At 63.2% G+C, this 24934-nt stretch carries 19 protein-coding genes; 9 read left to right on the top strand and 10 right to left on the bottom strand.

The window, feature by feature from the left end; all coding sequences use genetic code 11:
• Positions 1-345: 345 nt before the first annotated feature.
• From ACIQ2A_RS13100 to ACIQ2A_RS13110, 3 genes are all read right to left on the bottom strand, one after another.
• The gene (locus ACIQ2A_RS13100) at positions 346-858 is read right to left on the bottom strand and encodes a type II toxin-antitoxin system YhaV family toxin (protein ID WP_398479721.1); all 513 of its coding nucleotides are present in this window, start codon (positions 856-858) and stop codon (positions 346-348) included.
• Complete coding sequence (locus ACIQ2A_RS13105; RefSeq protein WP_398479723.1) at positions 848-1174, bottom strand: type II toxin-antitoxin system PrlF family antitoxin; 327 nt, start codon at positions 1172-1174, stop codon at positions 848-850. The genes ACIQ2A_RS13100 and ACIQ2A_RS13105 overlap by 11 nt, the downstream gene beginning before the upstream one ends.
• Before the next feature lie 62 nt (positions 1175-1236).
• Complete coding sequence (locus tag ACIQ2A_RS13110) at positions 1237-1863, bottom strand: hypothetical protein (RefSeq protein ID WP_398479725.1); 627 nt, start codon at positions 1861-1863, stop codon at positions 1237-1239.
• Positions 1864-2154: 291 nt separating this feature from the next.
• Here ACIQ2A_RS13110 and ACIQ2A_RS13115 point away from each other — a divergent pair, with 291 nt between their 5' ends.
• Positions 2155-4284 (top strand): response regulator, encoded by a 2130-nt coding sequence (locus ACIQ2A_RS13115; protein ID WP_398479727.1) that lies wholly within the window; start codon positions 2155-2157, stop codon positions 4282-4284.
• Positions 4285-4404: 120 nt separating this feature from the next.
• Here ACIQ2A_RS13115 and uvrB read toward each other — a convergent pair whose 3' ends face one another.
• The gene (gene uvrB / locus ACIQ2A_RS13120) at positions 4405-7290 is read right to left on the bottom strand and encodes an excinuclease ABC subunit UvrB (RefSeq protein WP_398479729.1); all 2886 of its coding nucleotides are present in this window, start codon (positions 7288-7290) and stop codon (positions 4405-4407) included.
• Positions 7291-7440: 150 nt separating this feature from the next.
• On the opposite strand from uvrB, the gene ACIQ2A_RS13125 reads away from it, so the two are divergent.
• Both ACIQ2A_RS13125 and ACIQ2A_RS13130 read left to right on the top strand, forming a co-directional pair.
• A complete protein-coding gene (locus ACIQ2A_RS13125) occupies positions 7441-8967 on the top strand; it encodes a hypothetical protein (protein ID WP_398479731.1) in 1527 nt (508 codons plus the stop codon).
• 222 nt (positions 8968-9189) lie between these two features.
• Positions 9190-11487, top strand: a complete 2298-nt coding sequence (locus ACIQ2A_RS13130; protein ID WP_398479733.1) for a TonB-dependent siderophore receptor — start codon at positions 9190-9192, stop codon at positions 11485-11487.
• A gap of 25 nt (positions 11488-11512) precedes the next feature.
• Here ACIQ2A_RS13130 and ACIQ2A_RS13135 read toward each other — a convergent pair whose 3' ends face one another.
• Both ACIQ2A_RS13135 and ACIQ2A_RS13140 read right to left on the bottom strand, forming a co-directional pair.
• Positions 11513-12277, bottom strand: coding sequence for an anti-sigma factor domain-containing protein (locus ACIQ2A_RS13135; protein WP_398479735.1), 765 nt, complete (start codon positions 12275-12277; stop codon positions 11513-11515).
• Positions 12274-12852, bottom strand: coding sequence for a sigma-70 family RNA polymerase sigma factor (locus ACIQ2A_RS13140; RefSeq protein ID WP_398479737.1), 579 nt, complete (start codon positions 12850-12852; stop codon positions 12274-12276). The genes ACIQ2A_RS13135 and ACIQ2A_RS13140 overlap by 4 nt, the downstream gene beginning before the upstream one ends.
• 168 nt (positions 12853-13020) lie before the next feature.
• Here ACIQ2A_RS13140 and ACIQ2A_RS13145 point away from each other — a divergent pair, with 168 nt between their 5' ends.
• The 4 genes from ACIQ2A_RS13145 (at position 13021) to ACIQ2A_RS13160 (ending at position 17019) form a co-directional block, all read left to right on the top strand.
• A complete protein-coding gene (locus tag ACIQ2A_RS13145; RefSeq protein WP_398479739.1) occupies positions 13021-13794 on the top strand; it encodes a DUF4394 domain-containing protein in 774 nt (257 codons plus the stop codon).
• Between the two features lie 182 nt (positions 13795-13976).
• Positions 13977-14687, top strand: coding sequence for a glutathione S-transferase N-terminal domain-containing protein (locus ACIQ2A_RS13150; RefSeq protein WP_398479741.1), 711 nt, complete (start codon positions 13977-13979; stop codon positions 14685-14687).
• A gap of 55 nt (positions 14688-14742) precedes the next feature.
• Positions 14743-15438, top strand: coding sequence for a glutathione S-transferase family protein (locus ACIQ2A_RS13155; RefSeq protein ID WP_398479743.1), 696 nt, complete (start codon positions 14743-14745; stop codon positions 15436-15438).
• A gap of 99 nt (positions 15439-15537) precedes the next feature.
• Complete coding sequence (locus ACIQ2A_RS13160) at positions 15538-17019, top strand: diguanylate cyclase domain-containing protein (protein WP_398479745.1); 1482 nt, start codon at positions 15538-15540, stop codon at positions 17017-17019.
• A gap of 62 nt (positions 17020-17081) precedes the next feature.
• Here the strand turns inward: ACIQ2A_RS13160 and hemN are convergent, their stop codons facing one another.
• From hemN to ACIQ2A_RS13175, 3 genes are all read right to left on the bottom strand, one after another.
• Positions 17082-18434 (bottom strand): oxygen-independent coproporphyrinogen III oxidase, encoded by a 1353-nt coding sequence (gene hemN, locus ACIQ2A_RS13165; protein WP_398479747.1) that lies wholly within the window; start codon positions 18432-18434, stop codon positions 17082-17084.
• 82 nt (positions 18435-18516) lie between these two features.
• Complete coding sequence (locus ACIQ2A_RS13170) at positions 18517-20517, bottom strand: lytic transglycosylase domain-containing protein (RefSeq protein ID WP_398479749.1); 2001 nt, start codon at positions 20515-20517, stop codon at positions 18517-18519.
• A 234-nt stretch (positions 20518-20751) separates the two neighbouring features.
• Positions 20752-20976 (bottom strand): hypothetical protein, encoded by a 225-nt coding sequence (locus ACIQ2A_RS13175; protein ID WP_398479751.1) that lies wholly within the window; start codon positions 20974-20976, stop codon positions 20752-20754.
• Between the two features lie 122 nt (positions 20977-21098).
• Here ACIQ2A_RS13175 and ACIQ2A_RS13180 point away from each other — a divergent pair, with 122 nt between their 5' ends.
• Both ACIQ2A_RS13180 and ACIQ2A_RS13185 read left to right on the top strand, forming a co-directional pair.
• Positions 21099-22565, top strand: coding sequence for a DUF1800 family protein (locus tag ACIQ2A_RS13180; protein ID WP_398479753.1), 1467 nt, complete (start codon positions 21099-21101; stop codon positions 22563-22565).
• Complete coding sequence (locus tag ACIQ2A_RS13185; protein ID WP_398479755.1) at positions 22562-23785, top strand: DUF1501 domain-containing protein; 1224 nt, start codon at positions 22562-22564, stop codon at positions 23783-23785. Before ACIQ2A_RS13180 ends, ACIQ2A_RS13185 begins: the two co-directional genes overlap by 4 nt.
• A gap of 97 nt (positions 23786-23882) precedes the next feature.
• On the opposite strand, the gene ACIQ2A_RS13190 is transcribed toward ACIQ2A_RS13185, so the two are convergent.
• Positions 23883-24824 carry an aldo/keto reductase gene (locus tag ACIQ2A_RS13190; RefSeq protein ID WP_398479757.1) on the bottom strand — a complete coding sequence of 314 codons (942 nt, stop codon included), beginning with the start codon at positions 24822-24824 and terminating at the stop codon, positions 23883-23885.
• Between the last annotated feature and the right edge of the window lie 110 nt (positions 24825-24934).

Genomic DNA, 24934 nt, shown 5'->3' on the forward strand with positions numbered 1-24934 from the left:
GCCGTTCGCCTGTGCCGTCTCAGCCGAACTATCGGCAGCCCCTCGTAATGGGGGCGGACGGTGACCCCCGGCCTCCCGAGTCCTGCTTGCGAGGCAGGCCGCGGGCTCCGTATCCTGCCCCACCGCTCAAGACGCCCTCGAGAAGCGCCCCTCGTGAACAGGACGGGGGAAGGTATATTATCCTTTAGGAATGTTGTCAAGGCGCGCGATGCGAAACTGTAGGGTGGGCAAAGGAGCGGAGCGACGTGCCCACCATCGCCTGTATGCAGCGGCTGGTGGCCCGCTTCCGCCGTCGTGCGTCGCGCTTTGGCGGACAAGTCGCTTTGCCCTTCCGACAGGCTGAAATCACTCGTCCTTCGAGCGCTTCAGCAGCTCTGCCGCTGTTCGAGCCGTCTCGGGCGCCGTGCATTCGGCAAGAAGACGATCCCAATCGTCAGGCGGATTTCCGTCATTCAGCATCGATGTGAATACAGCATAGGCGTCCGACTTCGAGCCATAGGTGCGCAGGGTCGTCTCGTCGTTAAGCCAGCCGTAAAGAATGATCTTCGCTTTGGTGTCGAAACGGAAAAACAGGCGAAAGCGACCGTTGCCGAACTTGTCGCGAAACCAGTGTTTGTGGTCGCTGCCGAGCGTGCCGCCGAGACGATAGCGCTTGTCGGCTGGATCGTTTGGAATGCGATTCAAGACGATGGTCCTGATCGACTTCAAAAGCTTGGCTTTCGGACTGGTGCGATGTGCTGACGGATTTTTGCTTCGCTCGCTCTCGATGTCTGCGATCAAGCGCGCGAGGCGATCTACGAAAAGTGGATGAAAGTAAACTGTCCACCCGTTGATGATCAAGGGGTGCTCAGAAGCCAACGTCGCCTTCGATTGGATCGTCCGGATCGCACTCGACGCCTTCGGTCAACTGTTCGATGCGCTCCATCAACTCGGGCGACAGCGTCTGTAGCCTGTCCGGATTTGCTTCGATGTCTTTTGCGAGAAAGGTCAGAAAGGCAGCGATCGCCGGATCGTTCTCCACGTCGTCCGCACGTCGCAACGTGACGCCGTTCTCATCGACGAGAAATGCAAGCTGGTCGCCTTCGCTGAGGCCGAGCGCCTGACGCACGGATTTTGGGACAGTGGTCTGTCCCTTTGCCGTGATGGTGCTGGTTTCTTCGAATGTGCGAGCCATCGGATTGCTCCGCATTGCTGATAATCTAAAGTAAGGATTATTCCTTACTTCGTCAAGGCTTGCTATTCGGCGTACCCCACACTCCAGCTCACCAGCACCGGCTTCACCGCCAGCAGCTTGGCGTCCGATGACGACAGCTTCTTCTCGCCGATCAGGCCCGCATGTTTCTTCGCGTCCAGCGCCATGCCGGGCGAGAAGCGGAGCATCAAGCCGCAGCCGCCGGGGAGGCTGGCGAGCTTGCCTTTGAGATCGACGACATAGCCGCCATAGTCCCATTCAAAGCCGTTCAGCCTGAACGGCTGGCCGTTGAGCTTTGCGACCTCGTCCAGCGTCATGCCGATGCGGATGCCTTCGGGGCCGGTCCAGGTCGAGGGCTTCTTCGCGCTCGCCGACGAGAGACCGCTGCGCTTCTTGTCGTCCGTCCATGTCACTTCGAGACGGCGTGACGGATCCGCGCGATAGAGCACGCTGGCTTCGAACGTCTCGCCCTCGGCGCCATCGACTTTCTGGATCGCAACATTCGGCGCGCCAAAGGCCTGCTGCAGTTTTGCGTGCGAGGAATCTTTTGCGAAGGGGCCGCTGCAGGCGAGGGTGAGCGGCGCGACGGCGGATGGCGGTGCGGATTGCTGGGCATGTGCGGCGGTGATGGCGAGCAGGAGCGCGGGCAAAGCGAGCAGGCGAAGCGACATCAGGGTTCCCCAAGATTGGTATCTGCATCTGTCGCGGAACTGGGCGTTTATGTTCAATTCCGAACAGCGACGCGCACCGGTTTCAGGCAGTGTCGCGCGCGACGCGGTTTCGCTGCGCATGGGGATCAGCGAGCGCTGCGGCGGGCGTTGCGGGTTCAGCCGCCGCCCGCCGTGGTCGTCGCGTGTCCGTGAATGGAACTGCGGGTTCCTGTGTCCTGTCGTGTAGCCAGCCTGTTGCCGGTAGCGTAACGTGACTGCACCGGCTGCGAGCCGATCGCTGCAAAGGACATCATGGACATCGACCATATCGCGCGCGCGCAATTGCTCGAAGGCATCGAGGCGCTGGCGGGAGCGCGCAGCATCGACGCCGTGGTCGATGTGCTGCGCCGCTATGCCCGCGATATCGCCGGGGCCGATGGCATCTGCGTGATCCTGCGCGATGGCGATCTCTGTCACTACGCCGCCGAGGATGCCACCGGGCCATTGTGGACCGGGCAGCGCTTTCCCATGGCCACCTGCGTGTCCGGCTGGGTGATGCTGAACCGGCAGGCGGCGATGATCCCCGACATCTATGGCGATGATCGCGTGCCGCATGATGCCTATCGGCCGACATTCGTGCGCAGCATGCTGATGACGCCGGTGGGATCCCCTGAGGTGACGGCGGCGATCGGCGCCTATTGGGCGGAAACGCTGACGCCGCAGCCGGCGACCATCGAACGGCTGGAGACCCTGGCGCGCGCCGCCGCCATCGCCTTCGAGAGCGCAAAGCTGCTCGACGCGCTCACGATCAGCGAGCGCCGCTTCGAGGGCATCGCCGACAGCATCGACCAGATGATCTGGTCGACGCGGCCCGATGGTTTCCACGACTACTATAACAAGCGCTGGTACGACTACACGGGCATGCCATCAGGCTCGACCGATGGCGAAGCCTGGAACGGCATGTTCCATGCCGAGGATCAGGAGCGCGCCTGGGCGCGCTGGCGGCACAGTCTCGAGACCGGCGATGTCTATGAGATCGAGTACCGGCTGCGGCACTGGAGCGGCGAATATCGCTGGGTGCTCGGCCGCGCCTGGCCGGTGCGCGACGACCATGGCGTGATCACGCGCTGGTATGGCACCTGCACGGATATCAACGAGCTGCGCATGGCCCAGGACGATCTGCGCGAGCTCAATGCCTCGCTGGAAAGCCGCGTGGCGGAGCGCACCACCGAATTGCAGCGCCAGATCGACGAGCGCGAGCGGATGGAGACGACGCTGCGGCAGATGCAGCGGCTGGAAGCCGTCGGCCAGCTCACCTCCGGCGTGGCGCATGATTTCAACAATCTGCTCACGGTCATTCTCGGCAATCTCGAATTCCTGCAGCGCGATGCCGGCCAGACCGCGGATCCGAAATTCGGCCGGCGCGTCGCCAATATGAAGCAGGCGGCCGAGCGCGGCGCCAAGCTGACCGCACAGCTGCTCGCCTTCTCGCGCCGCCAGCGGCTGGAGGCGAAGCCGATCGATCTCAACGACACCGTGTCGAGCATGCAGGATCTGTTGCGCTCCTCGATGGGCGGCAGTGTCGGCATCGAACTGGTGCTGCATCCGCAATTGTGGTCGGCGCTGGTGGACCAGACCCAGCTCGAACTCGTGATCCTCAACCTCGCCATCAATGCGCGCGACGCGATGCAGGTCGGCGGCGCGCTGGCGATCGAGACCGCCAATGCCACCGTCGGCCCGCCGCAGCGGCCGGAGGAGCCGGCGGCCGGCGACTATGTCGTCGTGTCGGTGGCCGATACCGGCAGCGGCATGTCCGAAGCGGTGCTGGCGCGGGCATTCGAGCCGTTCTTCACCACCAAGGAAGTCGGCAAGGGCTCCGGGCTCGGCCTCGCGCAGGTGTACGGATTTGCAAAGCAGTCCGGCGGCGGGGTGCGGATCGAGACGCGGGTCGGTGAGGGTACGGTGGTGAAAGTCTATCTGCCGCGCGTCATCGACGCCTCGCCGGCGCTGGCTGTCGATGATGGCGCGATGCTGGACCTGGTGCCGGGCTCGACGCGCGTGCTGGTCATCGACGACGACAGCGCGGTGCGCGAGATCACGGTCTCACTGCTGCAGCAGATGGGCTGCAGCGTCGAGGACGCCGGCAGCGGCGGCGCCGGACTCGATCTGCTCGCGCGCTCCGAGGCGGCATTCGATCTGGTGGTGCTGGACTTTGCGATGCCGGGGATGAACGGCGCGGAAGTGGCGCGCGAGATCGCGAAGGATTTTCCCGAGCTCCCGGTGCTGTTCGTGACCGGCTATGCGGATCTCACGGCACTGCGCGAAGTCGGCGAGGACCGGATTGCGCAGAAGCCGTTCGATCACGCAGAGTTCGCCGCGAAGGTGAAGCGGCTGCTGGGTGTGGAAGCGGGCAGCAGCAATGTGGTGGCGATGCGGCGGTAGATGCTGTCGTCCCCGCGAAGGCGGGGACCCATAGCCTCCGACGATGCAATCGAAACGGCAGCGCCTATTTCAACTATCTCGACAGCGTGTATGGATCCCCGCCTTCGCGGGGATGACAAACTACTTCTTCTTCCACCCGCCCCGTTGCCCCGGCGCGCCAGCCGTCGATCGCGGCGATGGTCCGAATTCCGGTCCCGACTCCCGCGAGTTCTTCGGCTGGAAGATCTTGCTCTCCATGCCCGGACCCATTTCATCCAGCGTCGGCTTGCGCGCCTTGCTGCTGAACTTGCCGCGGGCCTTGCCCTGGGCGGCCTTGTCGAGCTGGGCCGGCAGATTGGCGGCGCTGCCGTATTTCTTCTCGCCTTTATAGGCACCGCCGCGTGCGGCGACGCCACGCTGCTTGATGGTGGGATCGTCCACGACAGCGAGCTCGGTGGCGCGCAGACGCTTCACCTCGTCGCGCAGGCGCGCGGCTTCCTCGAAGTTCAGATCGGCCGCGGCCTCGCGCATGCGTACTTCGAGATCGGCCAGCACCGCCTCGAAATTATGGCCGATGGCAATGGCATCATCGGCCATGCCACCACCGCCGATATCGACCAGCACGCGGTCGCCTTCATAGACCGAGCCGAGAATGTCGCCGATCGACTTCTTCACGCTTTCCGGCGTGATGCCATGGGCGGTGTTGTATTCGACCTGCTTCTCACGGCGGCGATCGGTCTCGGCGATCGCGCGCTGCATCGAGCCGGTCATCTGGTCGGCATAGAGAATGACGCGGCCATCGACGTTGCGCGCGGCGCGGCCGATGGTCTGGATCAGTGAGGTTTCGGAACGGAGGAAGCCTTCCTTGTCGGCATCGAGAATGGCGACCAGCGCGCATTCGGGAATGTCGAGACCTTCGCGCAGCAGATTGATGCCGACCAGCGCATCGAAAGCACCGAGGCGGAGATCGCGGATGATCTCGATGCGCTCGATGGTGTCGATGTCGCTGTGCATGTAGCGCACGCGGATGCCCTGTTCGTGCAGGAATTCGGTGAGGTCTTCCGCCATGCGCTTGGTGAGCACGGTGATCAGCGAGCGATAGCCCGCCGCCGAGGTGGCGCGGACTTCGCCGAGGAGATCATCGACCTGGGTGCGGGCCGGGCGGATATTGACGGGCGGATCGATCAGGCCGGTGGGGCGGATGACCTGTTCGGCAAACACACCGCCGCTTTCCTGCAGCTCCCAGCCCGACGGCGTCGCCGAGACCGCGACGGTCTGCGGGCGCATCATATCCCATTCCTCGAAACGGAGCGGGCGGTTGTCCATGCAGGAGGGCAAACGGAATCCGTATTCCGCCAGCGTCGCCTTGCGGCGGAAGTCGCCTTTGAACATGCCGCCGATCTGCGGCACGGTGACATGGCTCTCGTCGGCGAAGACCAGCGCATTGTCCGGCACGTATTCGAACAAAGTCGGCGGCGGCTCGCCGGGCCGACGGCCGGTGAGATAGCGCGAATAGTTCTCGATGCCGGCGCAGGCGCCAGTGGCTTCCATCATTTCGAGATCGAAGGTGGTGCGCTGTTCGAGCCGCTGCGCTTCCAGCAGGCGGCCCTGATTGTTGAGCTGGTCGAGCCGCCACTTCAGCTCTTCCTTGATCGACTTCATGGCCTGGATCAGGGTCGGGCGCGGCGTCACGTAATGCGAATTCGCGTAGATCTTCACGAATTCCAGCTCGTCCTGCTTGTGGCCGGTGAGCGGGTCGAATTCCTCGATGCTCTCCACGGTGTCGCCGAACAGGTTCACGCGCCAGGCCCGGTCTTCGTAATGCGCCGGGAAAATGTCGATGACATCGCCGCGCACCCGGAACGTGCCGCGCGTAAAATCGTGCTGGGTGCGCTTGTATTGGAGTGCGACAAGATCGGCGATCAGCTGGCGCTGGTCGATGCGCTCGTCCTTCTTCAGCGCGAAGGTCATGGCGGTGTAGGTCTCGACCGAGCCGATACCATAGATGCAGGACACCGAGGCCACGATGATGACGTCGTCGCGTTCCAATAGCGCGCGCGTCGCCGAGTGGCGCATGCGGTCGATCTGTTCGTTGATCGACGAGTCCTTCTCGATATAGGTGTCGGTGCGGGGGACGTAGGCTTCGGGCTGGTAGTAGTCGTAGTAAGAGACGAAATATTCGACGGCGTTGTCAGGGAAGAAGTTCTTGAACTCGCCATAGAGCTGGGCGGCCAGCGTCTTGTTCGGCGCGAGGATGATCGCCGGGCGTTGCGTTGCCTCGATCACCTTGGCCATGGTGTAGGTCTTGCCGGAGCCGGTGACGCCGAGCAGCACCTGGGTGCGGTCGTTGCGGTCGATGCCCTCGACCAGTTCCTTGATGGCTGTGGGCTGGTCGCCCTTCGGCTCATATTGCGATTTCAGCTCGAAGCGCACGCCGCCTTCGGATTTCTCCGGGCGTGGCGGACGGTGTGGCGTCCAGACTTTCTGATCCTTGAACTCCGGGCGGCCATCGCGCACCAGCGCTTCCAGCGCATCGGCGGTCGCCTGCACACCGAGCGCTTCCATCTTGTTGCGCGGCGGACGCGCGGTCAGCGCCTCGGCATCCTCTTCCTCGGTGGTGAAGCCGAGCTGCTTGGCGAGTTCCGGATCCAGCGTCGGGATCGAGGCCGAGGTGTTGTAATTGGCCTGCGGCGCCTCCTCCAAACCCTTCTGCTCGCTCAGGCGTGGCGCATAGGGCGCGACCACGGGCTGCGGGAACGGTTGCAGCGGCGTCGGGCGCATACCCTGGTCGCCTTCAAACTTCTTCGGCGTCGATTTGCGGGCGCGGTGCACCGCGGCCTCGCCGCCGGAGCGGCGCTCGAAGGAATTGCTCGGCGGCGGCTGCAGGCCGGTGCCCGAGCCCATGCCGGCATCCCCCCGATTGATGGCGGGATTCAGCAGTTCCGCGAGCGCCGGTCCGATCGGCTTCACCTCGGGCGTCTTGATTGATTTTGCGGGCTTTTTCGGAGTGTCGGGTTTCTTCGCCATGGCCGGAATATGGGATGGCAGAGGTGGCATGACCAGTGTCAGATCAAGATGCAATTTTAGATTGAATGACAGCTATCCTTCGTCTTTACTGGGGTCTTTCAGGGAGGTCGGGATGGCATTTTCGCCGACATGAGCCCGACATTTTTGGTCATGGCCGATTTTCAGATCACCAAGGCTCCACCGTTGCGTTTCGATGGCGATTTTCACCTGAAGCCGAATGACGGCTACGAGCCCAGTGACGCCGAACGACAATATGTCCAGCGCATCCGTGGCTTTCTCGATCGCCTTGCACTGGAAGACGGTGCCGACAGAGCGGCCAACTACCCAAAGCCGCCACTGACGGTTCGCATCGATGCGCGCAGGGCCGCTGCGGCGGCGCTCGAAGCCGACGCGGAGAAATTCGTCAGCGGCATGAATTCCGCGGGTGATGGATCACGTCTGGATGCGATTGCGACCGCCTATGACGCGACGGTTCCCAAATTCGGATCAGCCGATCCTGCCGTGCCGCGATTTGAGGGAGACTTCGACCTCATCGTCATTCCGGGCTATCAGCCAACGACAGATGAGGCTGCGTTCTTCGATAGTATCAAGCGCGCGGGGCAGGAGTTCGCTGCGGACAAGCGTCTCGATCCCAATGGCGGGTTCACGCAGAACGTGATCAATGCCAGGGAAATACAGCGGAAATCGAGTGCCGACGCCTTGCGGCGCCAGGTGGACACCTATTGGAGCAATCCGCTGTCGGCAAAGGATGCGGCTGAAAGCGTGATGCTCCTGCGCGGCCGCTATCAGGCGCGTCGCGACCGGCTTACACGCTTGCTGTTCAATGTCCGGCTGACGCCAGATGTCGATCAACCGATCGACGAGACGACGGAACGCGCCCTGGATATCAGCCTGTTCGGTGGTCTTGCGGCGCCACAGGACAAACCTTCGGCGGAGAAGCAGGAGCTTTACGTCCAAATTCACAAGACCAATACCGTCATCCGCACCGTGTGCGAACGTCTTCGCGAGCGTGCGCAGACGGGATTGCGTGCCCGGACTTTCGGTGCCGACAGCGGGGCGGAGCGGCGCGCGCGCATGTTGATGAACGAATTTCTCGTGAAGCTTCACGGCATCGCCGTTATCGGCCTTGAACTCGAATTTCCGGAGCTCGCGAAGCTGACCTTGGCCGAACTGCAGAATGAGTTCTACACGCTTGAAGCCGGACGCATCAAGAACATGTATGTGCGTCGGCTGGGTCTATGGGCAGGTGCCGCGGCGCTGTGCTTCATCGGCTACTATGTCTTTCTTCAGTCGCGAGCCGAAAGCTGGCCGTGGAGCTATGATCACAAAAGCTTTTTGCTTGCAGCATGCGGAGCCGCCATCGGGACGTGGGCGTCGTTCTCGGTACGTCGGGACAAATTTGCGTTCGATGATCTCGTGATGGCCGAAGAAAACGCACTCGATCCTCCGCTGCGGATCGCATTCGTCACCGTGCTGACGATGGCCGCGTGCCTGCTATTCTGGAACAACGCGATCAATCTCGAAATCGGTGGCCTCAAGACACATCCGGAGCACTTCAAGCTGGCCGGCTCGGTGGCGCTATTGATTGGCCTGTTTTGTGGACTCTCGGAGCGCGCGCTGGCCACGGCGATCGCCGGCCGCGCGGCGTCCTTCGTGAAAGGCGTTGGCGGAGGCTGAACACGAAACAAGGGTGCATCGGATTTGCGCTCGGACATTTCTGCGAAGGATATGTGCGCATCACTGTCGGACGGAATATCGGTGTCGAACCAAGTTGCAGGATTGTCGGGAGATAATTCGCGGTTGCTAATTCTGGACTAATTCCAGTTCACCAAGCTCTCTGGCCGCTTCTGGCATTTCAGGTGTCCAGATACTCTCTCTCGTTCTTGGGGAGAGTCTGGAATGCAATCGAAATTTGTGTGGGCTTTATCGACGACCGCATTGGTCGCCATCGGCGCGTCAGCTGTCGTCACCGCCGGCCATGCGCAAACAGCACCCGGGACGGTGCTGCCTGGCGTGACAGTGGATGCACCGGCGCCGCGCCGTGCTGTGACGACCGCGAGACCGCGGTCGCGCGATGCGCAAGGCCCCCGAAGCACAGCAAATCGTCGCCCGGCAACGCCGCCTGCGCCCGCGGCAGTACCGGCGCCCACGCTCGAGCGCGCCGATGGTCCGGTCTCCGGCAATGTCGCCACCCGTAGCGCGACCGGCAGCAAGACCAATGCGGCGATCATCGAGATTCCGCAGACCGTCAATGTGGTTACCGCCGACCAGATGCGCTCGCAGGGTGCGCTCAGCGTCAGTGAGGCGCTGCGCTATACGCCGGGCGTCACCGTCGAGCCCTATGGCGCGTCGGGCGTCTATGACGTGTTCACGCTGATCCGTGGTTTCCGCGCCGATCTCTATCTCGACGGGTTGAAACTGCCGAAGGGCGTCGTCGATGGCCTGTCGAGCTCGGTTGTCGATCCCTGGATGCTGGAGCGCGTCGAGGTGCTGAAGGGACCGGCGTCGGGGCTGTATGGCGCGGGTTCGCCGGGTGGCATCATCAATATGGTGAGCAAGCAGCCGACGACAGAGCCGATCCGGGAAGTCGAATTGCAGGGCGGCAATTTCGGCCGCGTGCAGGGGGCGTTCGATCTCGGCGGTCCCATCGATGCGCAAAAGGAATTTCTGTATCGCGTCACCGGCGTGGTCGGCCGCGCCGATGCGCAGACCGATTTCACCAATAACGAATATTACTGGGTCGCGCCGTCGCTCACCTGGCGGCCGAGCATGGATACCAAGTTCACGATCAGTGGCGGCTACAAGCATGACGAGGGCGTGTGGTCGTTCTTCAACTATCTCCCGGCGCAAGGCACCATCACGCCGATCAACGGCCGCAAGATCTCGACCGATCTCTTCACGGGCGAGCCGAGCTTTGACCGCCGCCGCTCCGACCAGGGCTGGATCGGCTACAATGTCGAGCACCGCCTGAACGACACCGTGACCCTGACGCAGAACCTGCGTTTCAACAGCTCCGAAAGCCAGATTCGCGCGGCCGCCACCGGACGCTTTCCGCCCGATATGGATGGCAGCCTGACGCGACTGCCGATCGATGTGGCGTCCAACACCACGACCTTTGCGATCGACAACCGGGCGAACCTGAATTTCACCACCGGACCGCTGCAGCATGACGTGGCGGTCGGCATCGACTATCTGCGCGAGGACATCGACTACAAATTCAAGGCGAGCTTCGACACGCTGCCGCTCAATCCGTTCGCGCCGGTCTATGGATTGCCGGTCAGCACGCCGGACATGTTCGTGCAGAATTTCGCCTCGACGCTGGACCAGGTCGGCATCTATGCGCAGGATCGCATCCGGCTCGGTGGCTGGCTGTTGACGCTGGGCGGCCGGTTCGACAGCGCGACGTCGCAGATGCGCGATCGCGGCGATGGCACCACCGATCCGGTCCGGACCACGCAGAATGATACGGCTTTCACCGGCCGCGCGGGGCTGACCTATCTGTTCGACAATGGCGTCGCGCCCTATGTGAGCTATTCGACCTCGTTCCAGCCGGAAAGCGGCATCGACGGCGTCACCGGTGTCGCATTCCGGCCGAGCACCGGCCAGCAGATCGAGGGCGGCATCAAATATCAGCCCTTTGGCACCAAGACGATGCTGACCGCGGCCGTGTTCGACCTCACGCAGCAGAACCGGCTGACCACGGACACCAGTTTCCTGCAGCGGCAGATCGGCGAAGTGAATGTCCGCGGTGCCGAATTCGAGGCGAAGACGGAGATCGCGAAGAATCTCGATCTGATCGCATCCTATGCCTATCTCGAACCCTATATCACGCAGAGCGCAAATCCTGCCGAAGTCGGCTTCCGGCTGAGCACGATCCCGACCCATCAGGCCGCGATCTGGACGAACTATCTGTTCGACGGCGGCGCGCTGGCGGGCCTCAGCCTCGGCGGCGGCGTGCGCTACAATGGCAATACGACAGATACGGCCAATGTGGTGCCGGTACCGTCCTATGCGCTGGTGGATGCGCGCATCGGCTATGACTTCGGCTATCGGACACCGCAGCTCAAGGGCGTTCGGTTGGCGCTCAATGTCAGCAACCTGTTCGACAAGACCTATGTCAGCCAGTGCGATGGCGAGCTGATGTGCACCTATGGTTCGCGGCGTCGGCTGCTGGCGACGCTGAGCTATCGCTGGTAGGACCGTCAGATGGCAAGAGAGGCGGTTAAAGCGCCCGCGCGGTATTGCCCTTGAACAGGATCGGCCCCGTCGGCCGGCCGATGGGTGAGCCGCCTTCCGGCTCCAGGGTGATCTCGAACAACTGGTCCGCCACTGTCTCCGGAAGCGTATCGAGGTCGAGTTGCAGTGTGCGCGACTGGCCGGTCAGCCCAATGGACTTTGGTCCGATCGCACGATCCCACAACGTCCAGACCTGCAGCGTGCGGCCGGCGGGGACCTCGATGTTCTGCAGCGGGATCAGTTCGACACGGCCGTTGGAGAAAGCATTGACGATGGCGCCGGCCTCCCTGGTCGTGTCATTGACCAGCACGGCGACATAGACGGGCTTGCTCTGTGCCAGCGCGATCAGTTCGTTGCGGAGCTGCCGCGAGGTGCCGAGCGCGCCGATCAGGATCACGGCGAGCAGCAAAGCTGCGAAGGCGCTGCCGATGCCGGCGCCGCGCCAGAAGCGGATATTGTGCCACAGCGTGGCGCCACCAAGCGCGGCACGCGCGCCGGGCAGCGGGATGGCGGGTTTCACCCTGGTGGAGTCGGCGATGCGGCCCCACAGGTCCGAGCTTGGTTCGAGTGCCTCGGCTGTTGCGTCGAGATCGGAAAGGCGCTCGCGCCAGACATTCACAGCTTTGGCAAAGACGATGTCCGTCGTCATGCGCTGCTCGGCGGTGGCGAGCTCGGCGCCTTCCAGCAGGCCCATCACATAATCGGCCGCGAGATCGTCGTCGGGGCGCGCGGTGTCGTCGTGCATGCTCATCCCATGCACTCCTGCAGGGAGAACAGGCTGCGGCGCACCCAGCTCTTCACGGTGCCGAGTGGCACCTTCAATCGCCCGGCGAGTTCGCCGTGGCTCATGCCATGTGCATAGGCCAGCACCACGACGTCGCGTCGCGGCCGGTCGATGCGTTCGAGGCATTTGCGCAATGCGGATGTCTCCGGCATCTGCGTCATGGTCGCCTCGCAATCGATATCGAGGGCGCTTTCGTCCGAGGCATCATAGCGATGTTCGTTGCGGTGAATGCTGAGCGCGCGGTTGCGCACCACCGCATAGAGCCAGCCGCGCGCCGCGCCGCGATGCGGATCGAACGAGGCGGCGCTGCGCCAGATCCGCACGAAGGCGTCGTGAACGGCTTCTTCGGCCAGATCCTGCCGGAACAGGATGCGCCGGGCGACGCCAATCATCCTTGGCGCTTCGCTGGCATAGATCATCTGCAAGGCCGCCCGATCGCCTGCGGCGCAGCGCGCCAGCGCGGCGGCGAGCTGCGCTTCGCGTGCGAACGCATCGTTCGCCTCGTCGCGCGGCACCTCGGTGATGGCTGCAGTCCCGGTCATGTTCATGCTCTTGCATAGTCACTCTACCGTGGCTGTGCGGCATTTGGATGCACCGGTCCCGGATTTATTCGCAAAAATTATTTTCGGGCGCGTGCATCCGTTTGGCTGGTGCCGCCGGTAGTCCTTGTATCGGTCCCACCGGGATCGCGGAAACACAGGGAACACGACATGACATTTCGTTCGCTTTTCGCCGCCTCCGCCGCATTGCTGATGACCACCGCCGCCGCCAATGCCGCGCAGGTGGCTGCCCTTGTCGGTGGCGACACCATCGCCACGGTCGATACCGCGCAGAAGAAGGCCACGGGGTCCGTCAAAGTCACCGGTATTTCCGGCGCGCTGGTCGGCATCGATGTGCGTCCGGCCGATGGCCTGCTCTATGGCCTCGTCGATGACGGCACCGTGGTCACCATCGCCAAGGACGGCAAGGCGACCGTGAAATCCAAGCTCGAGACCACGCTCGCCAAGGGCGTCACCGCCACCGTCGATTTCAACCCGGTCGCCGATCGTCTGCGCGTGATGGGCTCGGATGGTGTGAGCCTGCGCGCCAATGTGGATGACGGCAAGGTCACCAAGGATGGCGATCACAAATATGCTGAGACCGACATGCACAAGGGCGAGAAGCCGAATGTCATCGCCGGCGCCTACACCAATTCGGTGAAGGGCACCAAGGAAACCGCGCTGTTCAATATCGACGGCACCATCGGCGCGCTGGTCAAGCAGGCACCGCCGAATGACGGCATTCTCGGTGCTGTCGGCAAACTCGGCATCAAGCCGACGGCAGCCGCTTTCGACATCTGGTCGGATGGCACCAAGAACGAAGCCTGGCTGATGTCCGGCGATACGCTGTATTCCGTCGATCTGGCCACCGGCAAGGCGACTGAAGCTGCGAAGATTGCGGGTGTCACCGGCAAGGTGACCGATATCGCGATCCTGGGCATGTAACCGCCAATCGAGCTCTCCATGACAAAGAATGCCGCGCGAAGTTCTGCGCGGCATTCGCTCGTTGCAGGGCGGCCCTGCATGGGGTGGCAGCCCCGCGATTGACTTGCATCAGCGTTCTGGCGAACGTGTCTCATCCGCATCGCCAGCGGGACGTCAATCCTATTGATGAGCAGGACCGCCGCATGATCGATCTCTACTATTGGAGCACGCCGAACGGTCACAAGATCACGATCTTTCTCGAGGAGACGGGGCTGCCCTACAAGATCGTGCCGGTGCAGATCGGCAAAGGCGAACAGTTCAAGCCGGAATTCCTGGCGATCGCGCCGAACAACCGCATTCCGGCACTGGTCGATCATGAGCCGAAGGGCGGTAGCAAGCCGATCTCGATGTTCGAATCCGGTGCGATGCTGGTCTATCTTGCCGAGAAGACCGGCCAGTTCCTGTCAGCCGATCTCTATGCGCGTTATGACGCCATCCAGTGGGTGTTCTGGCAGATGGGCGGTCTCGGGCCGATGGCCGGGCAGAACCATCACTTCCGCAATTATGCGCAGGAGAAGATCACCTACGCGATCGATCGCTATGTGAACGAAACCAACCGCCTCTATGGCGTGCTCAACAAGCGCCTCGCCGATCGCGATTTCATCGCGGGTGAGTATTCGATCGCGGATATGGCGAGCTATCCGTGGATCGTGCCCTTCAAGAACCAGGGGCAGGATATCGACGATTTCCCGCATCTGAAGCACTGGCTGGAGCGCATCGCCCAGCGGCCGGCTGTGCAACGCGCTTATGCGTTGGCGAAAGAGGTCAATCCGAATTTCGGACAGCCGCCGGTCAGGACCGACGAGGAACGCAAGATCCTGTTCGGGCAGACGTCGAGCGTGGTGAAGAGCTGAGAGATCGCGGCCCATCATCGCTGCGTAAAGACGGCTAAGGCTTCGGAGGACATCAATGGCCCTGCAACTGTTCGAACTCGTCGGGACCGAGGACGATCGTCCCTTCAGCCCCTATTGCTGGCGGACGCGGATGGCGCTCGCGCATAAGGGGCTTGAGGCGACGTCGATTCCGTGGCGCTTCACCGAGAAGGACGCACTCGCTCGGCATCAATCGGAGAAGGTCCCCGTTCTGATCGACGGTGAGCATGCGGTAAACGACTCTTGGGTGATCGCCGCCTATCTCGAGGATGCCTATCCGGATCGCCCGTCGCTATTCGGGGGTGAAGGTGGCCGGGCGATGGGCCGAATGATCAATTGGTGGGGCGATGCCGTGGTCATTCCAGGTCTGGTCCCGCTCATCATTACGGACATTCACGCCCATCTGCGGCCGGCCGACCAGGCCTATTTCCGGCAATCGCGGGAAGCGCGTTTCAAGAAGACGCTGGAAGAGGTCGCAGCCACGCGCGAGCAGGATGTATTGACATTCCGCAAGTCGCTCGATCCGCTCCGTCTGACACTGCGATCGCAGCCCTTCATCGGCGGCGAGCAGCCGAACTATGCCGATTACATCGTGTTCGGGCCATTTCAATGGGCTCGCGCGATTTCCGGGTTCCAGTTGCTGCAGTCGGACGATCCCGTTTACGCCTGGCGCGAAAAGTTGCTCGATGCATTTAATGGCATGGCGCGGAAGTCGGCAGGTTACAACGTATAGGCTCAAAGCAGCGCTGCAGAGTGCATCGGTTGTTTTTTCGCGGGGGCAGTTGAACTAAATTACCGCTGAAATTCACGCGATTCTATTCGGCAGGATGCCATGACTTCTCAACCCATCGTCGATAGCGACGCCCTGATGTTCGACCTCGCCCCGGTCTCGCTATGGATCGAGGACTTCAGCGACGTGAAGGCGTTGTTCGAGCAGTGGCAGAATCAGGGCGTCGATGACATCGAGACATTCCTGCTCGCCAATCCCGAGCGGGTGCGGCAGTGCTCGCAATCGATCCGCATCCTCAAGGTCAACCAGAAGACGCTGTCGCTGTTCGGCGCACGCGATCTCAATCACCTGATGGTCAGCCTCAGCCTGGTGATGCGCGACGACACGTTCAAGAGCCATGTCTCCGAGCTGTCGCAGCTCTGGAGCGGCAAGACCTCGTTCTCCAGCCACACCGTGAACTACACGCTGCAGGGCGAGCGTCTCGACGTGCAGCTGCATGGTCGCGTGTTGCCGGGCTACGAAGACAGCTGGAAGCGCGTGATGATCTCCATCGAGGATGTCACCGAGCGCGAAAGCGCGCGGCGTCGCCTGGCGGTGAGCGAGAATTATGCGTTCGGCCTGTTCGCGCATTCGCCAGTGTCGCTGTGGGTCGAGGATTTCGGCGGCGTCAAGCGCCTGATCGACGAGGTGCGTGCGCAGGGCGTCGAGGATTTTCGCGTGTTCACCGATGTGCATGCGGAATTCGTCGAGCGCTGCATGAGCGAAATCCGCGTGCTCGACGTCAATGCCCGCACGCTCGACCTGTTCGGCGCGCCGGACAAGCAGACGCTGTTGCTCAGCCTGTCCGATATCTTCCGCGATGAAATGGGACCGCATTTCCGCGAACAGCTCATCGATCTATGGGAGGGGCGCCTGTTCCAGCAGCGCGAGGTCGTGAACTACGCGCTGGACGGCACCAAACTGCATCTGCTGCTGCAATTTTCTGTGTTGCCCGGCCATGAGCGGGACTGGTCGCAGGTGCAGGTGGCGCTCACCGACATCACCGCGCGCAAAAAAGCCGAGGCCTATCTCGAATTCCTCGGCACCCATGACGTGCTGACGCGAATCTATAATCGCGCCTTCTTCGTCGATGAGCTCAATCGCATGGAGCGGCGCCGCAAGAGCTCGCATCCCGTCACCATCATCATTGCCGATCTCAACGGGCTGAAGGCAGCCAATGATCAGAGGGGGCACAATGCCGGAGATGCGCTGCTGCGGCGCGCAGGCGAAGTGTTCACCTCGCTGGTGGAGAAGCCGGCGACGGTCGCCCGCGTCGGTGGCGACGAATTTGCCGTGATCCTGCCGCTCACCGATGCCACGGGGGGCGATACGGTGCTGGCGACGCTGGCGGAACTGATCGAGCTCAACAACCAGTATTACACGGACACGGCGCTCACGATGTCGGTAGGCATCGCCACCAGCGCCGACGATGAAAAGCTGGAAGAGGTGGTGAAGCGCGCCGACATCCAGATGCTGCATGCCAAGCGCGGCTATTACGAGCAGCCCGGCCGCGATCGCCGCAGCCGCACCTCGCGCAATCTGTAGCTTTGTCTTTTGAGCATGATCTGATCCGAAAACCGGAAGCCACTTTTCGGGATCGTGCTCTGTCAGACGGCGCGGCTATGCACCGCCGTCGATCGCGCCAGATGGGCATCGAAGGCGGATGCCACGCTGCGGACAAGGAATTCGGCGCCGCTGCTGACTGACAGCCGGTCGTCGAGAAGCATTACAGCGCCGTCCGCCACGAGCCTGTCGATCCGCGCGCGATCGATGATCGCCGAATGTGGATCCTTGCCGTGCAAATGGGATACCTGCGGCAGATCCACCGCCATGTCGCACATGACGCGCTCGATGAGATCGGCGCGGAAGCGATCGTCTTCCGTCAGGAGGTAGCCTTTCACTGTTGAAAGCCGGCCTTCGGCGATGCGCGCGAGATAATCCCGCACCGGCACCGCATTCTGCACGAACCCGTCAGGCATGCGTCCGATGGCGCTGGCGCCGAGACCGATCAGTATGTTGGCGCTATCGTCGGTATAGCCCTGAAAATTGCGATGCAGACGTCCAGCCTGCTGGGCGATGGCAAGATTGTCTTCGGGCAATGCGAAGTGATCGAGGCCGATGCGCACATAGCCGGCATCGATCAGGGCTTCGGCAATGGCTTCGGATTGCAGGTGTCGCTCGGGACTATCAGGCAGCGTGTCGTCCGCGATCTTGCGCTGATGCTTCTTGAAGGAGGGGATATGCGCATAGCCAAACACCGAGAGGCGATCGGGCCGCAGCGCGATGCATTTGGCGACCGTGTCGAGGCATGAGTCCACGGTCTGCAGCGGCAGGCCGTAGAGCAGATCGAAATTGATCCTGCCCACGCCGGCATCGCGCAGCGATTGGACGGCGGCGGCGGTCTGTTCAAAACTCTGCAAGCGGTTGATGGCGCGCTGCACGGCGGGATCGAAGCTCTGTATGCCCAGGCTGGCGCGGTTGACACCGCACTGTCCGAGCGCCTCGGTCATGTCAGCGGTGAGTGTGCGCGGATCGATCTCGACGGCGATCTCGGCGTCGGGGTGCACGGCATAGGAAAAATGCAGCGCGCCCATGAGATCAATGAAGGATTGCGGCGACATGATCGTCGGCGTGCCGCCGCCAAAGGCGATATGCGAGATCGGCTGCCGATGGCCGATGGTCTGTGCCACGATCTTGGCCTCGCGGCGCAGGGCGGCCGTGTAGATAGCGATCGGCTCGTCGCGCTTGGTGAGTGATGTGTGGCAGCCGCAATACCAGCACATGGCGCGGCAGAACGGGACATGCACGTAAAGCGACGTCGGCTGCGAGGCCGACAGTGCCGCCAGCCAGTTTGCGTAATGCGCCTCTGTGATCGACGGGGAGAAATGCGGCGCTGTTGGATAGCTCGTATAGCGCGGCAGCCGGTCCTGCCCGTAGGATTTCGCCCAGTCCGATCGCATGGTGTTCGTCCTCTTGCTGAGGACAGCCTAGAACCGGTCGAAGGGCGGGGCTTTGCGATATCTCAATTGCTCAGCCTGATGCCTATCCCTGTCGGCCCCGCATATGCGCCTCGATCGCCAGTTCCGGAGTGCCGAAGCGGGCGCGATAGACCTGCAGGTTTTCCAGCACGCGTTGCACGTAATTGCGTGTTTCCGCATAAGGAATGCGCTCGACCCAATCGACGACATCGACATTGGGCCGACGCGGATCGCCGTAACGCTCGATCCACTGTCGCACGCGGCCGCGGCCGGCATTGTAGCCGACGAAGGCGAGCACATGGTTGCCGTCATAGTCGCTCAGCAGGTTGGCGATCTCCGCCGAGCCGAGTTGCAGATTATAGGCGGGATCGTTGTGCAGGCGGTCATTGCTGAAGGTGAAGCCCATGCGCCGCGCCAGCGTCTGGCCGGCGGCGGGTGTCACCTGCATATAGCCGGTGGCCAGCGCGCCGGAGGTGATGCGCGGATTGAAGGCGCTCTCGGTGCGGCTGATGGCATAGACCAGGCTCTTGTCGGTCTTTGCGCCGATCGGGGCAAAATCGGGCAGACCGGTGGCGGGAAACGCGTAGCTGTCGAAAGCGAGCCCGCGATTGAGCGCGGCGCGGCCGACGGACAGCATGGCGCCGGGATCGCGGTGCTTTCGCGCGGAATCGCCCACCATGGCCAGCAAGGCGATGTCGTTGCTGCGCTGAAGATCGCCAACGAAGGGCACGACAAGGCGGCGATTGCCAGACGCATAGAGAAGCTCGACGGCGCGCAGGAGCTCGCGACTGGCAGGCGTGGCGGGCTGAGACTGAGTGATCGTCGGCGGGCTGCGCAGCCGGGTATGGCGGCAACCGATCCGCGCACAAGCGAGCTGGCCGTAATAGGTGGTGCCGTGCTGGGCGGCGAGGGCGTAGTGCTGCTGCGCAGACGCGCGATTGCGGCCGGTGTCAGCAGCGCGGCCGAGCCAGTATTGCGCACGCGCCAGCGCAGTGGGGCCGTTTGTGAGTGCCGGGATCTCGTTGAAGTGACGCGTCGCCGTCTGGTGGTCGCGCAGGAAGCGCAGCGCGATCCAGCCGGCCATGAAAGCGCGATCGACGCGATAGGTTTCCTTCTCTGGCGCGGCATCATGCGCCAGGCGATAAGCGAGCTTGGCCTTGCCATCGTCCAGCAGCGAGCGCACCAGCGCGCGGCGTTCGACCCACCAGATGTCGGGACTGTTGATCACGCTCTGATCGCGCGGCGCCGACAGCATGAGCTGCGCTGCCTCGCTGTCACGGCCGCTGCGGCGCAGCCACTGGATACGGGTGAACTGATAGGCGGCATCGCTGCGGACATTGGCGGGTACGGCGGCGAGCAGGGCAGCGGTGTTGGGCTTCTTGCCGATCACCGCGGCACGTGCCGACACGATGGCGATAGCGCCAGGACCGAGATGTTTTGCGGCGCGCATCGCGTTGCCGAAGTCATTGGCATAGAGCCGGCTATGCATGCGGGCAGCGTGATCAGCCTGAGTCAGCCGCGTCCCGAACAGTCTCAGGACCTCCGTCTCGGTGCTGGTTGAAAAGCCCTCGCTGCGCCAGGCCGAACTCGCATAGCGAATGGCACGGGCGTCGCCGAGCGAAGCGAGGGCGCGGGCCATCGCCAACTGCCCGAGTGCGGTGCGCGGTTCACGCCCGCTGAAGAAAGCGCGCACGGTGGTTGCATCGGCGCGCTCGATCCACAGCCGCGCCTCGGCGCGCCGCTGCATCAATGTCATGCCGGGCCAGGCCGGATTGGCGTGGATGAAATTGGCGTAGCGCGCGAATTCAGTGCCGCCATCGGCGCGCAGGATCACCCATTCCGCCAGCTTGCGCCCGAGCGGATCGCGGATGTGGTCGCGCACGGTCGTGGCCGCATCGAGCTTGCCGGCATTGGCGAGGCGCGTTGCTTCCGACACGGCTTTCAGATCGTCGCGCGACAGCAGATGTTGTGCGGCATGCGAGGTGCGCGCATCGGCGGCGAGGAAGATGCCGACAGCGATGGTCGCGAGAAGCGCGCGGCGAATGGAGACAGGCAGATTGATCACAGGGCTTTCCGATGCAGGCGGATGACATCCGCACGTCTGGCTTTCGCTCAACCTCGACGGAAAACCTTCATGAAATGCAAAGCATCCGACGCCGCAATGTCAGCCAAGATGGGGGATTTGTAATGTTGCATCGTGGTTGGAAGATATGGCCGCGCGGCGCGTCATGACACGCAACATTTTGCGGTGGTCCTTGTGCGCGCAGCGTCGATATGTCCGATCACGGACGAGGTTGGATCAGACCGATGTGGCGCGCGCATGCGCGGCTGCAGCCTTGCGCAGGCAGTCGCGGCACAGGCAATCGCCGCCGGTGGTCGGCATCGGCAGTTTCGCTGGCTCTTCGGCACACCAGCAATTGCCGGAGAGGTCGCAGCCGAATTCGGTACCGCAGGCCGAGCAGGTCAGGCTGCGGCTCGGCGCGGCATCGCCGGGCAAGCTGTCGGTTCCTGTCCGATTTGTCATGCAAACGGCCTCAATTTCCGTGCGATCTTCATGTGGCATTCATGTGCCGGAACCGCATATCCGGATCAGACCATCGCCGCCACGCCTGCATCATAGGGCGGCGATGCGCGAAGGAAACCCCGATGGCTCGCGACCCGCAAGGCGCGTTGATTGCGCTTAATCGTTTCGGCTTCGGCGCCCGTGGCGGGGCATCGGGCGATATCGTCAATGCCGCGTCCGATCCGCGCGGTTATGTAAAGGCGGAACTGGCGCGCCCGCAAGCCGCGATGCTGGAACTGCCGGGGCTGCAGGCCACGCCGGAACTGGCCCAGGCGATGTTTGCCTATCAACTGGAAGTGCGCACGGCGCGGGAAGCGGCTGCCAAGGCGGCTCCCGTCGAGGCGAAGAAGAAACCGGAAGCGCCGGCGATGACCGGCAACACGACCATGACGGTGCAGCCCGATGCGCCAAAACCTCCGCCGGCACCGATGCCGCAGAATGTGGTGCAGAAGACATATCGTGCCGAAGCGCTGGCCCGCATCCAGCGCGCGACGATTGCGGAAGGCGGCTTCGTCGAACGGCTCGTGGTGTTCTGGTCGAACCACTTCTGCATCTCGGCGAGCAAGGGCGAGCCGGCGCGGATGTGGGCGGGCTCGTTCGAGCGCGAGGCGATCCGGCCGCATGTGCTCGGCAAATTCGCCGATATGCTGCGTGCGGTGGAGCAGCATCCGGCGATGCTGTTCTTTCTCGACAACCAGCAATCCATCGGCCCGAATTCGCGCGCCGGCCAGAACCAGAAGCGCGGGCTCAATGAAAATCTCGCCCGCGAGATCATGGAACTGCACACGCTGGGTGTCGGCGGCGGCTATACGCAGACCGATGTGACGTCGCTGGCGCGTATCATCACGGGGTGGACCTATGTGGGCCGCGAAGGCCGGCTTGGTGCGCCCGGTACGTTTGCTTTCAATGCCAATGCTCATGAGCCCGGCGCGCAGCAATTACTGGGCAAGACCTATGACGACACCGGCGTTGCGCAGGGCGAGTTGGCGCTTGCCGATATCGCGCGGCATCCATCCACGGCAAAATTCATCGCGCTCAAACTGGCGCAGCATTTCGTGGCGGATGCGCCGCAGCCTGCGCTGGTGGCGCGGCTGGAGGGCGTGTTCAGGAAGACCGATGGGGATCTGAAAGCGGTGGTTTTGGCTCTGCTGGACTCGAATGAGGCCTGGCAGGCGCCGGTCACGAAGCTGCGCACGCCCTATGAATATCTTATTGCCACCGGGCGATTGCTCGCGCGTATTCCCGAGGATCCCAATCGCTACTTTGCCGGGTTACAGGCACTGGGCCAGCCGCTGTGGACGCCGGCGGGGCCGAATGGTTTCCCGGACAGCAATGCCGCATGGGCCGTGCCGGAAGGCATGAAACTACGGCTCGATCTGGCGGCGCAGGTATCGTCGCGAATTCCCGACAGCATGGATCCACGCGAATTGCTCGAGATCGTCGCAGGCGAGGCAGCGTCCACCGAGACGCGCCAGACTGTCGCGCGCGCGGAGACGCGGCAACAGGCGCTGGCGCTGTTGCTGATGTCGCCGGAATTCCAGAGGAGATGACGATGGAGTGTTGTGAAAGCCGGACGCTTGCGCCGACGCGTCGCTCGTTGCTGCTCTCCGGCGCCGCCTTTGCGGCCTGGGCTTACTTGCCGAAATTCGCACGCGCGGCCGATGCGCGCGATCCACGGCTGATCGTTGTGATTTTGCGCGGCGCGCTGGATGGGCTCGCAACGGTCGCACCCTTGGGCGATCCCGATTATGCGGGGCTGCATGGATCGATCGCGCTCCAGAAGGACGGCGCGAATGCCGCCATCGGGCTCGATGGTTTCTTCGGCCTGCATCCGGCGATGCCGGAATTTGCGCGGATGTATCGCGACAAGCAGGCGGCCATCGTGCATGCGGTGGCGACGTCCTATCGCGAGCGTTCGCATTTCGACGGGCAGGATGTGCTGGAAAGCGGCTATCCCGGTCCCGGTCGCGTGCAGTCCGGCTGGCTCAACCGCGCCATCGAGGCGCTGCCGCGTGGTGAACGCGTGACTTCCGGTCTCGCAGTCGGGCCGACCACGCCGCTGGTGCTGCGCGGCGCCGCGCCGACGGTGGGCTGGTCGCCGGTCAATCTGCCCAATGCGGCGGATGATACGGCGATGCGGCTGCTGCAGCTCTATGGCGATCGCGACCCCGCTTTGGCTGCGGCGCTGTCGCAGGGCTTGAAGCTCGACAAGCTTGCGGTTGGCACCGACATGAAGCCGAAGGGCGGCAACGGTGTCGATGCCATGAAGCAGGTGGCGCGCGGTGCTGCGAAGCTGATGGCGGCCGATGACGGACCGCGTGTCGCGGCGCTGGCCTTCGATGGCTGGGATACACATGCGCAGGAGGGCGGGCCGGTCGGGCGCCTCGCGCAATTGCTGGGTGGGCTCGATGCGGCGCTGGCGGAATTCCAGAGCGGACTCGGGGCGCATTGGCGCGATACGGTGGTGGTGGTCGCGACGGAGTTCGGGCGGACCGCAAAGATCAACGGCACCGCCGGCACCGATCACGGCACCGGCACGATCGCGCTGCTGGCCGGTGGTGCTGTGAAGGGCGGGCGTGTGATTGCGGATTGGCCGGGGCTGGCGAATGGTCGGCTGCATGATGGCCGCGACCTGGCACCGACGACAGATTTACGCGCGGTGCTGAAAGGCGTGCTGCACGATCATCTCGGTCTTGGTGAGCGCGTGCTGGCGGAACGGGTATTTCCGGATAGCGCGCTGGTGAAGCCGGTGAAGGGGCTGGTCGGGTAGCCACCGGCCTCTCCCCCGTCATTGCGAGGAGCGAAGCGACGCGGCAATCCAGTCTTTGGCAAAGAGCTGGATTGCTTCGCTTCGCTCGCAATGACGGCTAGCCCAGCGTGATCTTGTCGATCTCCGCCATATCTTCCGCACTCAGCTTCCAGCTCGCCGCTTTCACATTCTGCTCGATCTGCTCCACCCGCGTTGCACCGGCAATGACGCTGGAGACCTGCGGCCGTGCGGCGAGCCAGGAGAAGGCGAGTTCGAGCAGCGTATGGCCGCGCTCCTGCGCGAAGGCGTCGAGTTTCACTGCCATCGCCTCGTTGCGCGGCGTTGCCGAGCGGTCACGCAGTGCCGGTGCCTTGGCGAAGCGGCTGTCGGCGGGCGGCTCCACGCCGGGCTTGTATTTGCCGGTGAGCAGGCCGTTGGCGAGCGGGAAGAACGGCAGCAGGCCGAGATTGTATTGCTGAGCTGCGGGCAGCAGGTCTTTCTCGATGCCGCGGACGACCAGGCTGTATTCGTCCTGGCTCGACACGAATGGTGCGGTGCCGAGCTGACGCGCGGTGAATTCGGCTTCCGCAATGCGCCAGGCCGGGAAATTGGAATGGCCGATATAGCGGACCTTGCCCTGGCGGACGAGGTCGTCGAGGGCTCGGAGCGTTTCCTCGATGGGCGTGCGGTCGTCGAAATCGTGCTGCTGATAGAGATCGATGTAATCGGTCTTCAGCCGCTTCAGGCTGGCTTCCACGGCATTGAAAATGTAGCGGCGCGAGGCGCCCTGTTTGGTGCCGTCGGTGCTCATGGGCTTGGCGTATTTGGTCGCCAGCACGATGTCCTTGCGACGGTCGCCCAGCACTTCACCGAGCACGGTCTCGGAGCCGCCCATGCCGGCATAAATGTCGGCGGTGTCGAACAGCGTGATGCCGAGATCGATCGCCTTGTGGATCACTTTGCGTGACGTCTCCAGATCCGTTCGCTGGCCAAAATTGTTGCAGCCGAGGCCGACGGCCGAGACGCGCAGGCCGGAGCGGCCGAGATTGCGGATTTCCATGGGAGTGCCCTGTGAACGAAGCGAGGGCGCGGACTATTGCGCGACATGGGCGATGCTGCAAGGCAGGTCGCAGCCGTAGGGCGGATCAGGCGAAGCCGTCATCCGCCGCG

The sequence above is a fragment of the Tardiphaga sp. genome (assembly GCF_044336785.1).
Lineage (GTDB): Bacteria > Pseudomonadota > Alphaproteobacteria > Rhizobiales > Xanthobacteraceae > Tardiphaga.